The following is a 13,920-nucleotide window of genomic DNA, read 5'->3' on the forward strand; positions in this document are numbered from 1 at the left end:
GGACCTCAGGCGGCGGCCAGAAGGGTGGACTTGACTTCGTTGATGGCGTCCTTGAGCATCGACTCGGCCTCCTCGCTGAGCACCTTCTCGCTCTGAACCTTGGCGATGTAATCGGGCTTGTTGCTCTTGAGGTAGTCGCGCAACTCACGGCAGAACTGAGCCACCTGATCCACGGGCACCTCGTCGATCAGTCCCTTGACACCGGCGTACACCACGGCCACCTGCTCAGCCAGGAGCAGCGGGCTGAACTGGGGCTGCTTGAGCAGTTCACGCAGACGCTTGCCCCGGCCCAGCTGGGCCTGGGTGGCGGCATCGAGGTCAGAGGCGAACTGGGAGAAGGCGGCCAGTTCATCGAACTGGGCCAGCTCCAATTTGAGGGTGCCGGCAATCTTCTTGATCGCCTTGGTCTGGGCGGCACCTCCCACCCGGCTCACGGAGATGCCCACGTTGATGGCAGGGCGCAGACCGGAGTTGAACAGGTCGGAGCTGAGGAACACCTGGCCATCCGTGATCGAGATCACGTTGGTGGGGATGTAGGCCGAAACGTCGCCGGCCTGGGTTTCGATGATCGGCAGGGCGGTCATGCTGCCCTTGCCCATGGCATCGGAGAGCTTGGCGGCCCGCTCCAGCAAACGGCTGTGGCAGTAGAAGACGTCGCCGGGATAGGCCTCCCGCCCGGGCGGACGGCGCAGCAGCAGGGACATCTGCCGGTAGGCCTGGGCCTGCTTGGTGAGGTCGTCGTAGACCACGAGAGTAGCCTTGCCCTCGTACATGAAGGATTCGGCAATGGCCGCACCGGTGTAAGGAGCCAGATATTGCAGAGCAGCGGGCTCGGAGGCACTGGCGGCCACCACCACGGTGTAATCCAGGGCTCCGCGCTCGCGCAGCACTTCAACCACGTTGGCCACCGAGGCCGACTTCTGGCCGATGGCCACATAGACACAGACCACATCCTCACCCTTCTGGTTGAGGATGGTGTCGATGGCGATGGCGGTCTTGCCGGTCTGACGGTCGCCGATGATCAGCTCGCGCTGACCACGACCGATCGGGATCATGGCGTCGATGGCGGTGATGCCGGTCTGCATCGGCTCATGCACCGACTTGCGTTGAATGATGCCGGGGGCCATCGACTCGATCAGGCGGGTCGAGGTGGTGGCGATATCGCCTTTGCCGTCAATCGCCACCCCCAGGGGGTTGATGACGCGACCCAGCATGGCCTCGCCCACCGGCACCTCGGCGATGCGAGTGGTGGCCTTGACGGTGCTGCCTTCCTGAATCCCAATGCCATCGGTGAGAAGCACGGCGCCGACGTTGTCGTCCTCGAGGTTGAGGGCGATGCCTTCACTGCCGTCGTCGAACTGCACCAGTTCACCGGACATGACCTGCTGCAGGCCATAGATGCGAGCGATGCCGTCACCCACCGACAACACGGTTCCAACGTTGCTGACCGAGACGGACTTGTCATAGTCCTCGATCTGCTGCTTGAGGATGGCGCTGATCTCGTCGGGGCGGATGGAAACCATGGGTGGAGATCCCCGGATGGGGAGGCGATGGAAGGAAGAAGGGGAAGGCGGAGGGGGTAGGGCTAGCCCGCCTTGGCCAGAGCGAGACCGAGGCGGCGCACCTGGCCGGCCAGGCTGGCGTCGATCACCTGGGAGCCCACGCTGACAACGAAACCACCGATCAGAGCTGGATCGATGTGCAGATCGAATTCCACCTTGTCGGTGCCGGCCACGGCCAGAACCTTGGTGTGAAGGGCCTGCTGCTGCTGCTCACTCAGCGGTGATGCGGAAGTGATCCGGGCGAGGGCGATGCCCCGCTGCTCCCGGTAGAGCCCCAGGAAACGATCCAGCACTGCATCGAAGATGCTGATGCGTTGGCGGTCAGCCAGAAGCTTGAGCAGGTTCAGCAACGTCGGGGTGACGTCTTTCTCGAAGAGGATGACCAGAATTTTCTTCTTGGCCTCAGGCTCGAGAACCGGAGAGGAGAAAGCGGCACGCAGCTCCGGGGAGGCATGCCAGATCTCGAGCAGATCCTTCGCCTCCTTGGCCAGCTGATCAGTTTCCTGGCGCTGGTCGGCCACCTGAAGCAGGGCTTCGGCGTAGGGCGTGGAGATGGAGTTGAGAAGAGGCATCAGGCTTGCCCGAGGCTGTTGATGGATTGATCGATGAACCGAGCCTGAGCTTCGGCATCGAGCTTGCCGGGAAGGGAGGCCAGGGCCTTGTCAACGGCCCGGCGGGCAGCCTCGAGGCGCAGCTGTTCACTGACGCGGCGAGCCTCGGACTGAAGGTCAGCGACGGCTCCATGCTTGAGGCGGGCCATCTCCTCGACGGTGCGGCGCTCGCTCTCCAGCCGAAGGGCATCGGCACGGGCCTTGGCATCGCTGCGGATCAGCTCGGCCTTCTTCTGAGCCTCGGCCAGGTCTTTCCTGGCCGAGGCCAGTGCAGCAGTGGTGTCCTGGAGGCGTTGCTCGGCATCCTGAAGATCAGAGAGGATCGCCGCCCGCCGTGACTCAAGGATTCCACCGAGCACCTTGGGCAGAAACCAGACCAACGCGGCGATCACGATCGCCAGGTTGATGATGTTGGTTTCGAAGAGATCGAGGTTGAGGCCGAGACCTCCCTCGCTGGCCAGCAAGGCCGGGATCGTGAGGAAGCAACTCATTGGACAGCAAGCAAACGGGTGACGATCAGATCGCCGAGCCGGTCAGCTTCGCCATTGAGGGTGTCTTCAGCCTGCTGGCGCTGGCTGTCGATCTCCCGCCGTGCGGACTCACGGCTGGCGTTGGCTTCAGCCTGGGCCTCGGCCAGGGCGCTGCGGTAAAGGCGATCCATCTCCTGTTCCGCGTCGACGATCAGGGACTGGGCCTGCTGACGGGCTTCGCGCAACTGATGGCGCAGATCGGCTTCCAGTCGCTCGGTCTGGGCCAGCTGCTGCTTGGCTTCGGCCCGGCTGGTGGAGATGTAGCTCTCACGCTCCTCGACGGTCTTGCCGACAGGGCGGAAAAAGAGAGCGTTGAGAATGAAAGTGAGGATGACCACCTGGACCGCCATCAGCGGCAGGGTGGCGTCGAGGTCGAACAGACCTCCCTCGGGAGCACCTGCTGCGGCAAGCAGTAGCCAGCTGGTCATGGGGCGGGGACGCTGGAGGGATCGGGTGGTCCGCACCGGCCTGAGGCCGGAGGGGACGAAATGGAGCGGAAGGCCGAGGGATCGGGGACCGTGGGCTCAACCTCGGTGCCCCGGTCCTGCCGGGAGGACGATCAGCCGGCGAAGGGATTCGCGAACAGCAGCACCAGTGCCACGACCAGGCCGTAGATGGTGAGCGCTTCCATGAACGCCAGGGACAGCAGCAGAGTGCCGCGGATCTTGCCTTCGGCTTCGGGCTGGCGGGCGATGCCCTCGACGGCTCCCTGGGCAGCACTGCCCTGGCCGATGCCGGGGCCGATGGCGCCGAGGCCGACGGCCAGACCGGCAGCCACAACAGACGCTGCAGAAGTGATGGAATCCATGGTGGAACGTTGGGGATGTGGGGCGCCGGAAGAGCGCGGGATGAACCTGGCGGCTGGGACATCTCCGCTTGGGAGACGGGCCCGGATTGAGACCGGACCTGCGCGCAGGAGATTTAGCAGAACGGCTGACCGGCCCGGAAGGGACCCATCAGCCCAGGGTTAGTCAGTGATGCTCTTCGTGCACCGCTTCACCGATGTAATAAGCGGCAAGAGTGGCGAAGATCAGTGCCTGGATGGCACTGGTGAACAGGCCCAGGAACATGGCCGGCAAGGGCACGATCAGTGGCACCAGGAAAGCCAGCACCGCCACCACCAGTTCATCGGCAAGGATGTTGCCGAACAGACGGAAGGAGAGCGAGAGAGGTTTGGTGAAATCCTCGACAATCTTGAAAGGAAGCATGATCGGCGTGGGTTCCACGTAGTACTCGAAGTACCGGAAGCCCTTACGGCTCAGTCCTGCATAGAAATAAGCAAGCGACACCAGCAGCGCCAGGGCGATGGTGGTGTTGATGTCGGCGGTGGGTGCTCCGAGCTCCCCGCTGGGGAGATGGATCAGCTTCCATGGCACCAGAGCACCACCCCAGTTGCTCAAAAAAATGAACAGGAAGAGGGTACCGATGAAGGGGAGCCAGTCGCGGTAGGCCTTCTCACCGATCTGCTCACGGGACAGGTCACGCAGATACCCCCAGATGAACTCCAAAAGGTTCTGAACACCCCGAGGATCCCGCTCGAGCTTGCGGGTGCCGGCCACCACAAGGGCGAGCAGCGCACCGATGACAAGCCAGGAACTCAGGAAGACCTGGCCATGAATCTGATAACCACCGACCTGCCAGTAGAGGTGCTGACCCACCTCGAGTTCGGCGAAAGGAAGAAAAAAAGGCAACGGAACCATCGAGGGGTACAGAGGTGCCGCTGAAGCGACGGATGGATTGATCAGAGGACTGGGGATCCTTGATCAGGGGCGGACGAATGCCTGAAGCAGGAGAGCCGGCTTGTACAGCAGGAATCCGATCAGAGCGGGAAGGATCTCCAGCTGGGGGATGCGCGAGCAGCCCAGCACGAGCACCACCGGAACGAGCAGCTGACCCTTGCCCACCTGCTTGGAGTCGGGACCGATACGCTCAACTCCGCGTGCAAGAAGACGCAGATAGAGCATGCCTGACACCGCTCCAGCCGAAAGGCTCAGGGCTGTGGTCCGATCGAACAGAAAAGCCGTCACGGGAACAGCCACTACCGAGACGAGCAGCGTGGACAGCAACAGACGCCGTTGAAGGCGGATGTAATCGTCCATGCCGTTGTCCGGCACGTCCTCGTCCACCACGGAGGCGGACTCGGCGGTTGGGGCCGGTGGCACCAGAGCAGGAACCACCAGTTCTCTTCCGGCCAGGCCACGCAGCAGGGATGCCCGCAGATCAGAAGCCTCCTGAGGGGACACCTCAGGGGAATCAGGGCCGGCTGGGGTGCCGGATGCGGGGGTGGCCTGCAAGCGCGTCAGCACATTGGAAAAGGCGCGCGGAATCTATCACAAACCTGTTACATCCCAGCCCCAGCGGACGTCCCGGCAGGAGCCAGCAACAACAGGCGACGGCGCCAGAGAGTCCGCGCCACCGTGGCCAGCTGGGTGAGGGACCAGCCCAGGGGCAGCAGACGGATCGGGGTTGACTCGGGCGCCGCCTCCAGGGCCTTCAGCAGCGCCAGCTCCTGATCGTCGAGCTCGATCGGCCGCAGGTCGGGGTCCAGCACTGTGGCCCCCGGCCACCCCCACAGGCAGGGGTTGCGGCGGCCGCTGGCCTCCAGCAACGACTCCTCCTGCTCCCAGTCGCTGAAGACAAGGGGGCCACGGCTGAGAAAGAACTCGAAGTGGCTGATGTCGGGGTCGAGGCTTTCCACCAGGGCCCAGCGCTCGCGATCGGGAAGGGCCCTGGCTCGCTCAAGCAGCTCTCCCTGCAACAGGCGGGCCGGATCCCAGACCTCGGGATTGGAGAAGCCGGCGAACTGGAGACCGGCACTGGCCACGAAACGGAACAGGCTCTCCAGGTCGTAGCTGGTCTCCTGGGGATGGAGGTACATGTCGGCGAAATTGGCATCCGCCACGGTGTCGAGGGCCCAGCGCTGCTCGTGGTGGCGCCGCAGGCGGTTGGTCTCGGGCAGTTGCTCGAAGAGTGCACGTCCCAGCCGCAGCCCCTCGCCATCCCCCACCACCTCCAGGGCTGTGAGGGCGCGCTGCACCCGGTGGATCTCCCAGCGACCGCCATCGGCATACAGAAAAAGATGAAGGAGCCCACCGGGCCTGAGCAGCGTGGCCAGCGACCGCAGTCCGGCCTCGGGCTGACGCAGGTGGTGCAGCACCCCCACCGAATTGATCAGATCGAAGGGACCTTCCCCATCGAGCTCCAGCAGACTCCTGTTCTCCAGGCGCAGCGAGGAGCAGTGCCGGGCGCCGCCGGAGCGGCGCAACCGCTCGCGGGCCAGCTCCAGGGCACCGGGGCTGATGTCGACCGCCAGGATCTCCGCTCCGGGGTTGAGGTGAGCGAGGTAATCGGTGCTCACCCCTGTGCCGCAGCCCGCATCGAGCAGGCGTGGCGGCGGTCCGGGCTCAGGCAGGCGGCCTGTGCAGGCGCTGCTGACGCAGGGGTAACACCATCGCCAGTTGTAACCCGGTGGTGGGCCGTCCTGCAGCGGATCCCCGGGGTAGGGGAAGCGGTCGTAGAAGGCGCTCACCGCCGGCGTGGCGGCATCGGCGGGGCCTGGGCTCATCGGCGAATGGGTGCGATCCAAGGGGGAGCTTTTCATGGGCCGGTCCCCGGGATGGCGGCAGGCGACGGTCCGCTGCAAACATTTGTTCATGCGAAGCGGGAGGGCAGGAGCTCAGCCGTAACGTGACTTCGCCCGGTACACGCCCGTTCATGACCGTGACCGCCAGCAGCGGCAGCACCAGGGTCAGCCCCCAGCTCTACGACACCCTGCCGCTCTCCAGCGTCCGTCAGGCGGAGCAACAGGATCGTTTTCCTGAGAAGGGTGAGCTTGAGACCCTCCTCACCTTCTATCGGAGCGGCACGGCCCGCGTTGAGGCAGCCCGGCTGATCTCCGCCAATGCCGACGCGATCGTTGCCAAGGCCGCCAACCGCATCTTCGCCGGAGGCACCCCGCTCTCCTACCTCGATGCGCCCCTGACCCCGTTCAACGTGGGTGCTCTGGAGACCGAAATCCTGGCCAGCGACCAGGTGGCTGCGGCCACCTCCGTGCGCACCTTTGCCCAGGGCAGTGGTGGCACGGGTCTGCTCGGCCGAATTCTGGAAGGCGTGCAGGCCGATGCCGATGTGCGGGTGGTGCTCCCCCCCGGTTTCACCCCGATCAGCGTGGCGCGTTACGGCACCGACCGCATGCGCAAGTCGCTGCGGGACATGGGTTGGTTCCTTCGCTACGTGGGCTATGCCTTGGTGGCCGGGGATCCCAGCATCCTGGCGGTGAACACCCGGGGCCTTCGGGATGTGCTCGAGAAGGCCTGCTCCCTGGCCGCCACCAACGTGGCCCTTCAGGAAATGCGCGCCGCCGCCGCCAACCTCTTCCGCAAGGAGTCGGAGTCGCGTCAGCTCGTCATCGACTGCTTCAACGTGCTGCTCAAGGAGCTGGCGGTTCCCACCCCCTCCGCCCGCCAGCGCCTGGGCAGCCCTGAAAACCAGGGTCTGCAACTCCCTGCCATTTATGCCCTGGCCGCCGAATCCCGCCAGCGCTTCGTGATGAAGCCCGGCCTCTCCGGTCGGGAGAAAGCCGAGGTGATCCGCGCCGCCTATCGACAGGTTTTCGAGCGCGACATCGTCAAGGGCTATTCCCAGGTGGTGGCCCCCGTGGAAGCCACCCAGGTGGCCCAGGGCCAACTGCCGATGCGGGAATTCATCCGTGCCCTGGGGCGCAGCAAGGAATACCGGCGCCAGTTCTACGGCCGCTTCTCCAACAGCCGTGTGGTGGAACTGGCCTTCCGCCATTTCCTTGGCCGAGGCGTGAGCACGATTGAGGAGTTCCGTCGCTACTTCGCCATCGTCAGCCAGCAGGGCTTGCCCGGCCTGGTCGACTCCCTGATCAACACCCAGGAGTACGCCCAGACGTTCGGGGAAGAAACCGTTCCTTACCTGCGCGATCTCGGCGAAGAGGCTCAGGAAAGCGCAGGCTGGGGATCCAACCGCAAGCTGTTCCGCTTCAGCGCTCCTTTCGAGGGCGCCCCGCAGTACATCACGCTCTATGCCTCCTACGGCCAACCCCTGCCTGACCAGCACGCCTACGGCGGCGGCAACGATCCCCTGGGCCTGACCTACGGAGCCATCTTCCCGTCAGGAACGGCCTCGGTGGCCACCCGGCCGGCCCCCTTCAACTACGACACCCGCAGGATTCTGGTGGGCAACGGCATGGCCGAGCCCGGTCAGATGGACAGTCCCCAGTTCCGGGCCTCCGCGCCCCGGCGGGTCGGTCCCAAGGTCGTGAGGTTGCAGCAGATCGCCACCGGTGGTGCCTCGGTGCCCCGCCGCGGCGGCCAGCCCAGCATCCGCGGCACGGAATCCAGCACCCAGGCGGTGATCAGGGCCGTCTACGTGCAGGTGCTCGGCACCACCGGCTACGCGGGTGAGCAGCTGAAGGTGGAAGAGATCAAACTCGAGAACGGCGACATCAGCCTGCGCGAGTTCATTCGCCAGGTGGCTCGTTCTGCCGCCTTCCGCCGCCGTTACTGGTCGAATCTCTACATCACCAAGGCGATCGAAGTGATGCACCGTCGCCTGCTCGGGCGACCCACCTTCGGCCGGCGTGAAATCAACGGCTACTTCGACACGGCGGCTCGCCTGGGTTTCTACGGCGTTGTCGACGCCATCCTCGAGAGCCCCGAGTATCTGGCGGCCTTCGGCGAGGACACCGTCCCCTACGAACGTTTCGTCACCCCCGCCGACCTCAACGCCCGAAGGGTCCCCGCTCTGCGTCGCAGACTCGACCCTTCGGCCATTCCCGACCTCACTCCGGTCACCCGTCCGCAGGTGGCCTCGGCCAGCAGTTTCCGCGGCAGTGGTGACCTCACGCCGCGCAACCTGCCGGACCGCCGTCTGCGCCAGGTGGTCGGGGGCTGGACGGCCCGTTTCGCCGAGGGTGAAGAAGGACCGGCAAAGCCTCAGGGCAGCACACCCCAGAGCCTGCGTCAGCCTCCTGAGCCCACCCGCCGCTGGAGCGTCTCCCCAACGAAGCCCGCCGGCACTCCTTCCAGGGGCTGGAGCGCCAATGTGGGCGGCTCAACCGGCATGACGGCCACCCCCTCCCGCGGACGGATCGTTGGGGGCTGGAGCGCTCAGGTCAGCGCCAATGGCTTCAGCGCAGCCGTGGCTCCCCAGCCTGGAGCGGCCATGGCCAAGGCCCTTGATGGGGCCCGTCCCCAGGGCTTCAGCCGCCGCCGCAGCCTTGGTCAGCCGGTCATGCTGATGCCCGAAGCCGATGAGGCCTCGCTGCAGCAGGTGATCGAAGCCACCTACCGGCAGCTGCTGAACCGTGTCCCCCTCGCTGCTGAACGCCTCAGCGATGCCGAATCGCAACTGCGTGACGGCCGCTTAGCGGTTTCGGAATTCGTGGCGGTGATCGCCGGGTCCGATCTCTTCCAGCAACGGCTCAACCGGATGGCCCCGCTTCGGGCCGCTTCGGCGGCCTACCTGGCCCTGCTGGGCAGAGCCGCCCAACCCAAGGAAGTCAGCCTCTATCTGGCCACCCGGGGCAAAAAAGGGCAACAGGCCGCCCTCGACGACCTGCTCTCCGGCAAGGAGTACGCCAACCGCTTCGGGCGGGACACCGTTCCCTACCTCAGGGGCATGGGCACAGAAGATGGCATTCCCCTGGCCACGGTGAATCGCACCGCTCTCCTCTATGCCGGGAACGCCGGACTGACCCCTCCCCCACGCGGAGCCATCTGATTGCCTGGTGGATGGATCCACCAGGCGGTGGATCCCCTGATTGTCTTGATCAACCCCGGGCAAAAGTCCGGGGATTTTTTAATGAGAACAATGATTTCCAAGAACTCATCCTGAATGACGAATTAACCTGTGAAGCCACAGGAAGGCTGCAAAGCGTTAACAAACTACGCAGGCTTCCCTTAGCCGCACGCTCCTCCAGAGCCATTGCCAGCCAAGGGGTTTGGCAAAATCCGACCGCCGTGAAGAACTGTTACCGGCCCCGGGAGGGGTGGCCCTCTCTGCCGCAGAATGACTCGGCGGTCGGCAAGCCTGATCGCCAGCCCACTCTCCCCAGCGAACCGTTGGCGTTCACGTCAACGAAGTGAAGGAGCGAGGGGCATCCCTTACCCACCGGATATCGGTCTCCATTACGGCGACCGCTTGCTTCGAGGCAGAACTGCATGAGCATCGTCTCCAACTCGATCATCAACGCGGACGCCGAAGCCCGCTACCTCAGCCCTGGCGAACTCGACCAGATCAAGTCCTTCGTAGCCGGCGGTCAACGCCGTCTGCGGGTGGCTCAGGTCCTGGGAGAGAGCCGCGAGCGCATCGTGAAGCAGGCCGGCGGCGCCCTCTTCCAGAAGCGACCCGACCTGATCTCTCCCGGAGGCAATGCCTACGGCGAGGAAATGACGGCCACCTGTCTCCGTGACGTCGACTACTACCTGCGCCTGGTGACCTACGGCGTCGTAGCCGGTGACGTCACCCCGATCGAAGAAATCGGCATCATCGGCGCCCGCGAGATGTATCGCGCACTCGGCACTCCCCTGGAGGCCATGGCCGAGGTCGTCCGTGAGCTCAAGAACGCCTCCATGGGGCTGCTCACCGGAGCCGACGCCGAAGAGGCAGGCTTCTACTTCGACTACGTCATCGGCGCCCTCTCCTGAGGCTTCGCCTCTCCTTGCCCCCCGCCTCTTCACAGGACACATGCAAGACGCGATCACCAACGTCATCAACCAGTCCGACGTTCAGGGTCTCTACCTGGACGACTCTTCGATCGGACGGCTGGAGCAGTACTTCTCCAGCGGCGAGCTCCGTGTCCGCGCTGCGGCCACCGTCGGTGCCAACTCGGCAGCGATCATCAAGGAAGCCGTCGCCAAGACCCTGCTCTACTCGGACATCACCCGTCCGGGCGGCAACATGTACACCACCCGTCGCTATGCCGCCTGCATCCGCGACCTGGACTACTACCTGCGCTATGCCACCTACGCCATGCTGGCCGGTGACACTTCGATTCTCGATGAGCGGGTGCTGAACGGCCTCAAGGAGACCTACAACTCCCTGGGTGTGCCCATCGGTGCCACTGTCCAGTCGATCCAGGCCATCAAGGAAGCTGCCGCTTCGCTGGTGGGTCCTGACGCTGGTCGTGAACTCGGCACCTACCTCGACTACATCAGCTCCGGCCTGGGCAACTGATCCCAACCCAACGCCCCACCCGCGAGGATCACCACATGCGCCTGTTCAAGATCACGGCCTGCATTCCCTGCCCTGAAAAGGTCAGGAGTCAGCGGGAACTGCAGAACACCTTCTTCACCAAGTGGGTGCCCTACGAGAGCTGGTTCGCTGAACAGCAGCGGATCATGAAGCAGGGGGGCAAGATTCTCAAGGTTGAGCTCGCCACGGGTCGTCGTCAGATCAACGTCGGCAACTGAAGGCTGAACGGGCTCCGGTGAAGTCCAACACTATCGCCTTGATCCATGGCCTTCACGTCCCAATCCAGCTGAGCCCGGCCCTGGCCGGGCTTTTTTTTGTCCCACCCCCCTTTCCCCAAGCCTGCGTCCACGGCTGAATGGGGAACTGCACGCCCTGCGCCAGTTTTTGCCGGCCACCATGAACCGTCGCTCCAGGAGCCCAGCCAGTCCACGTGCCGGAAACCCGGGAGCAGCAGCGGAGGCGGCCCAGGGGCCGCTGCACCTGGCCTGGGCCCAGTGGCCAGCCGAAGCCAGGTTGCTGCTGGTGATGGTGGCGATCTGGTGCCTGGCTGGGCTGCTGATCCTGGGGTCAGCCAGCTGGTGGGTGGCGGCCCGCGAGAACGGCGATCCCGCCTTCTACATCAAACGCCAGGCGATCTGGTTGATGGCCAGCTGGGGGCTGCTGTGGCTGGCGATGCGCACCTCACTGCGGCGCTGGCTGCGGTTGGCAGGCCCGGCCGTGCTGATCGGCGGCGTGCTGATCGCCGCCACCCTGGTGGCGGGCAGCACGGTCAACGGAGCCAGCCGCTGGCTGGTGCTCGGCCCGATCCAGATCCAGCCTTCCGAGTTGGTCAAACCCTTCGTGGTGCTGCAGGGGGCCTCCCTCTTCGCCCACTGGAAGCGCATCGGCCTGGATCAGAAAATGCTCTGGCTGGGCACCTTTGCAACCCTGCTGCTGTTGATTCTCAAGCAGCCGAACCTGAGCACAGCCGCCCTGACGGGCCTGCTGCTCTGGTTCATGGCCCTGGCGGCCGGCTTGCCCCTGCTCTCACTGCTGGGCACCGCAGCGGCAGGAGGGGCCCTGGGTTCCGCCAGCATTCTGGTGAATGAATACCAGCGCCTACGGGTCGTCTCCTTCCTCAACCCCTGGCGGGATCCCCAGGGGGACGGGTATCAGCTGGTGCAGAGCCTGCTGGCGATCGGCTCAGGAGGGGTCCTGGGGGAGGGATTCGGCCTCTCGACCCAGAAGCTGCAATACCTGCCGATCCAGTCGACTGATTTCATCTTCGCGGTCTTCGCCGAGGAGTTCGGCTTCGTGGGCTCGATGGTGGTGGTGCTGTTCCTGATGTTGTTCGGCTTTGTGGGCCTGCGGGTGGCCCTGGGCTGCCGCAGCAATCAGCAGCGCCTCGTGGCCATCGGTGCCACCACCCTGCTGGTGGGCCAGTCGATCCTCAACATCGCTGTGGCCAGCGGATCCATGCCCACCACCGGCCTGCCGCTGCCCATGATCAGCTACGGCGGCAACTCACTGCTCGCCAGCCTGCTCACCGCCGGCCTGCTCATCCGCTGCTCGCTGGAATCCCGCGGCTTAGAGAGTCGGCCGAGCCGCAGCCGCCGCCAACGGGGCGGAGAGGCCCGCCCTGGGGCCAGCCCCGACCCTGCCCCGATAGGCTGAATCTTCCTCCCGAGCGACAGGCCCGCCGCCGTCCGGGACCATCAGGACAAGGATGAACGGCTTCGGCCTGCCTCTTTCGGATTTGGCCCTCTGGAGCGAGCAGCTGCTTCAGAACTCCCTCTCGGCACCCGGTCCGCTCACGGTCACCATGGTGTTCGGCGCCGGCTTGCTCACCAGCCTGGGGCCCTGTTCGCTCTCGTTGCTGCCGATCACGGTGGCGTACATGGCCGGCTTCTCGAGACCCGAAGAGCCGGGGCGTCCCTGGCAGCGCAGCCTCAGTTTCGCGGCGGGAATCGTGGCCGCCCTGGTGGTGCTTGGGGGCACCACCTCCCTGCTCGGGCGGCTCTATGGCCAGGTGCCCGGCTTCATTCCCACCGTGGTGGCCGTGCTGGCGGTGCTGATGGGCCTCAACCTGCTCGGACTGGTGCCCCTGTCCCTGCCGGCGGGTCCTGATCCCGAGCTGTGGCGCCAGCGGGTGCCCGCTCCCCTCGCCCCGCTGGCAGCGGGGGCCGCCTTCGGCCTGGCGGCCAGCCCTTGCACCACACCGGTTCTGGCCGTTCTGCTGGCCTGGATTGCCCAGCAGGGTCGCCCGCTGCTGGGCATGCTTCTGCTCACCTGCTTTGGGGCTGGTCAGGTCATTCCCCTCGTGCTGGCGGGGTCAGCCGCGGCCACCATGCCCCGGCTGCTGGCCCTGCGTGAACGCAGCCGCTGGATCCCCCCGATCAGCGGCGCGATTCTGCTCGCCAGCGGTGGTCTCACCCTGCTGGCCCGGCTGCCATGAAGGCCCTCAGCCGTCTGGCTGGCTGGATCTCGGATCTGCGCCTGGCCATCGGCCTGCTGCTGGTGATCGCCCTGGCCAGCGGCCTCGGCACGGTCATTCCCCAGCAGGAGGCCGCCGAGGTGTACCACCAGGCCTACGACAGCAAGCCCTGGCTCGGGCTGCTCGATGGCGCCGGGATCCTCAACCTGGAGCTGGATCACGTCTACTCCAGCCGCTGGTTCCTGGCTCTGCTGGCCTGGCTGGGCCTGTCGCTGGTGCTGTGCAGCTGGCGACGCCAATGGCCCGCCCTGCAGGCTGCCCTGCGCTGGATCGACTACCGCTCTCCCCGCCAGCTGAGCAAGTTGAGCCTGGCCGAATCCCTGCCCAGTGCCCAGCCCATCGCCGACCTCGACGCCCTTGCACAGCTGCTGGAAAGCCAGCGCTGGCAGCTGAAGGCCCAGGGTGATCGGCTGGCGGCCCGACGCGGGATTCTTGGCAGAGTTGGGCCCCTGCTGGTCCATGCCGGTCTGGTGGTGCTGATGGTGGGAGCCTCATGGGGGGCGCTGGCCGGCCAGCGCCTGGAG

General features: G+C 65.4%; 15 protein-coding genes. 7 read left to right on the plus strand and 8 right to left on the minus strand.

Going from position 1 to position 13,920, the window contains the following annotated elements; genetic code table 11:
• Positions 1 to 5 precede the first annotated feature (5 nt).
• The 8 genes from atpA to KQ297_RS10800 all read right to left on the minus strand — a co-directional run bounded on the left by atpA (position 6) and on the right by KQ297_RS10800 (position 6,268).
• The gene (gene atpA / locus KQ297_RS10765; protein WP_185465086.1) at positions 6 to 1,523 is read right to left on the minus strand and encodes a F0F1 ATP synthase subunit alpha; all 1,518 of its coding nucleotides are present in this window, start codon (positions 1,521 to 1,523) and stop codon (positions 6 to 8) included.
• Between the two features lie 62 nt (positions 1,524 to 1,585).
• A complete protein-coding gene (atpH, locus tag KQ297_RS10770) occupies positions 1,586 to 2,134 on the minus strand; it encodes an ATP synthase F1 subunit delta (protein WP_259739422.1) in 549 nt (182 codons plus the stop codon).
• The gene (locus KQ297_RS10775) at positions 2,134 to 2,664 is read right to left on the minus strand and encodes a F0F1 ATP synthase subunit B (protein ID WP_259739423.1); all 531 of its coding nucleotides are present in this window, start codon (positions 2,662 to 2,664) and stop codon (positions 2,134 to 2,136) included. Before KQ297_RS10775 ends, atpH begins: the two co-directional genes overlap by 1 nt.
• Positions 2,661 to 3,131 carry a F0F1 ATP synthase subunit B' gene (locus KQ297_RS10780; RefSeq protein ID WP_259739424.1) on the minus strand — a complete coding sequence of 157 codons (471 nt, stop codon included), beginning with the start codon at positions 3,129 to 3,131 and terminating at the stop codon, positions 2,661 to 2,663. The genes KQ297_RS10775 and KQ297_RS10780 overlap by 4 nt, the downstream gene beginning before the upstream one ends.
• 131 nt (positions 3,132 to 3,262) lie before the next feature.
• Positions 3,263 to 3,511 (minus strand): ATP synthase F0 subunit C, encoded by a 249-nt coding sequence (gene atpE, locus KQ297_RS10785; protein ID WP_185465090.1) that lies wholly within the window; start codon positions 3,509 to 3,511, stop codon positions 3,263 to 3,265.
• 163 nt (positions 3,512 to 3,674) lie between these two features.
• Positions 3,675 to 4,403, minus strand: coding sequence for a F0F1 ATP synthase subunit A (atpB, locus tag KQ297_RS10790; RefSeq protein WP_259739425.1), 729 nt, complete (start codon positions 4,401 to 4,403; stop codon positions 3,675 to 3,677).
• Between the two features lie 63 nt (positions 4,404 to 4,466).
• Positions 4,467 to 4,997, minus strand: a complete 531-nt coding sequence (locus tag KQ297_RS10795; protein ID WP_259739426.1) for an ATP synthase subunit I — start codon at positions 4,995 to 4,997, stop codon at positions 4,467 to 4,469.
• 47 nt (positions 4,998 to 5,044) lie between these two features.
• Entirely contained in the window at positions 5,045 to 6,268 is a 1,224-nt protein-coding gene (locus KQ297_RS10800) for a trans-aconitate 2-methyltransferase (RefSeq protein ID WP_259739427.1), read from the minus strand.
• A 149-nt stretch (positions 6,269 to 6,417) separates the two neighbouring features.
• Between KQ297_RS10800 and KQ297_RS10805 the strand changes: the two genes are divergently transcribed.
• The 7 genes from KQ297_RS10805 to KQ297_RS10835 all read left to right on the plus strand — a co-directional run.
• Entirely contained in the window at positions 6,418 to 9,450 is a 3,033-nt protein-coding gene (locus KQ297_RS10805) for a phycobilisome rod-core linker polypeptide (RefSeq protein ID WP_259739428.1), read from the plus strand.
• Between the two features lie 440 nt (positions 9,451 to 9,890).
• Positions 9,891 to 10,376 (plus strand): allophycocyanin, encoded by a 486-nt coding sequence (locus KQ297_RS10810; protein WP_185465095.1) that lies wholly within the window; start codon positions 9,891 to 9,893, stop codon positions 10,374 to 10,376.
• A 40-nt stretch (positions 10,377 to 10,416) separates the two neighbouring features.
• The gene (gene apcB / locus KQ297_RS10815; protein WP_185465096.1) at positions 10,417 to 10,905 is read left to right on the plus strand and encodes an allophycocyanin subunit beta; all 489 of its coding nucleotides are present in this window, start codon (positions 10,417 to 10,419) and stop codon (positions 10,903 to 10,905) included.
• Between the two features lie 35 nt (positions 10,906 to 10,940).
• Positions 10,941 to 11,141: a phycobilisome linker polypeptide gene (locus KQ297_RS10820; protein WP_185465097.1), complete on the plus strand. Its 201-nt coding sequence runs from the start codon at positions 10,941 to 10,943 to the stop codon at positions 11,139 to 11,141.
• A 178-nt stretch (positions 11,142 to 11,319) separates the two neighbouring features.
• The gene (locus KQ297_RS10825) at positions 11,320 to 12,576 is read left to right on the plus strand and encodes an FtsW/RodA/SpoVE family cell cycle protein (RefSeq protein ID WP_259739429.1); all 1,257 of its coding nucleotides are present in this window, start codon (positions 11,320 to 11,322) and stop codon (positions 12,574 to 12,576) included.
• Between the two features lie 52 nt (positions 12,577 to 12,628).
• Positions 12,629 to 13,357 (plus strand): cytochrome c biogenesis CcdA family protein, encoded by a 729-nt coding sequence (locus tag KQ297_RS10830; RefSeq protein ID WP_259739430.1) that lies wholly within the window; start codon positions 12,629 to 12,631, stop codon positions 13,355 to 13,357.
• Positions 13,354 to 13,920 (plus strand): cytochrome c biogenesis protein ResB (locus KQ297_RS10835; RefSeq protein ID WP_259739431.1); only part of this gene is annotated, 567 nt, incomplete at its 3' end. The genes KQ297_RS10830 and KQ297_RS10835, both read left to right, overlap by 4 nt.

Source organism: Synechococcus sp. CS-205, from assembly GCF_025128255.1.
Taxonomy (GTDB): domain Bacteria; phylum Cyanobacteriota; class Cyanobacteriia; order PCC-6307; family Cyanobiaceae; genus Regnicoccus_A.

What these genes read in the sequence shown, in the direction of transcription:
- atpA (WP_185465086.1), bottom strand. Translation starts at nt 1,523, where the DNA reads ATGGTTTCCATCCGCCCCGACGAGATCAGCGCCATCCTCAAGCAGCAG.
- atpH (WP_259739422.1), bottom strand. Translation starts at nt 2,134, where the DNA reads ATGCCTCTTCTCAACTCCATCTCCACGCCCTACGCCGAAGCCCTGCTT.
- KQ297_RS10775 (WP_259739423.1), bottom strand. Translation starts at nt 2,664, where the DNA reads ATGAGTTGCTTCCTCACGATCCCGGCCTTGCTGGCCAGCGAGGGAGGT.
- KQ297_RS10780 (WP_259739424.1), bottom strand. Translation starts at nt 3,131, where the DNA reads ATGACCAGCTGGCTACTGCTTGCCGCAGCAGGTGCTCCCGAGGGAGGT.
- atpE (WP_185465090.1), bottom strand. Translation starts at nt 3,511, where the DNA reads ATGGATTCCATCACTTCTGCAGCGTCTGTTGTGGCTGCCGGTCTGGCC.
- atpB (WP_259739425.1), bottom strand. Translation starts at nt 4,403, where the DNA reads ATGGTTCCGTTGCCTTTTTTTCTTCCTTTCGCCGAACTCGAGGTGGGT.
- KQ297_RS10800 (WP_259739427.1), bottom strand. Translation starts at nt 6,268, where the DNA reads ATGAGCCCAGGCCCCGCCGATGCCGCCACGCCGGCGGTGAGCGCCTTC.
- KQ297_RS10805 (WP_259739428.1), top strand. Translation starts at nt 6,418, where the DNA reads ATGACCGTGACCGCCAGCAGCGGCAGCACCAGGGTCAGCCCCCAGCTC.
- KQ297_RS10810 (WP_185465095.1), top strand. Translation starts at nt 9,891, where the DNA reads ATGAGCATCGTCTCCAACTCGATCATCAACGCGGACGCCGAAGCCCGC.
- apcB (WP_185465096.1), top strand. Translation starts at nt 10,417, where the DNA reads ATGCAAGACGCGATCACCAACGTCATCAACCAGTCCGACGTTCAGGGT.
- KQ297_RS10820 (WP_185465097.1), top strand. Translation starts at nt 10,941, where the DNA reads ATGCGCCTGTTCAAGATCACGGCCTGCATTCCCTGCCCTGAAAAGGTC.
- KQ297_RS10825 (WP_259739429.1), top strand. Translation starts at nt 11,320, where the DNA reads ATGAACCGTCGCTCCAGGAGCCCAGCCAGTCCACGTGCCGGAAACCCG.
- KQ297_RS10830 (WP_259739430.1), top strand. Translation starts at nt 12,629, where the DNA reads ATGAACGGCTTCGGCCTGCCTCTTTCGGATTTGGCCCTCTGGAGCGAG.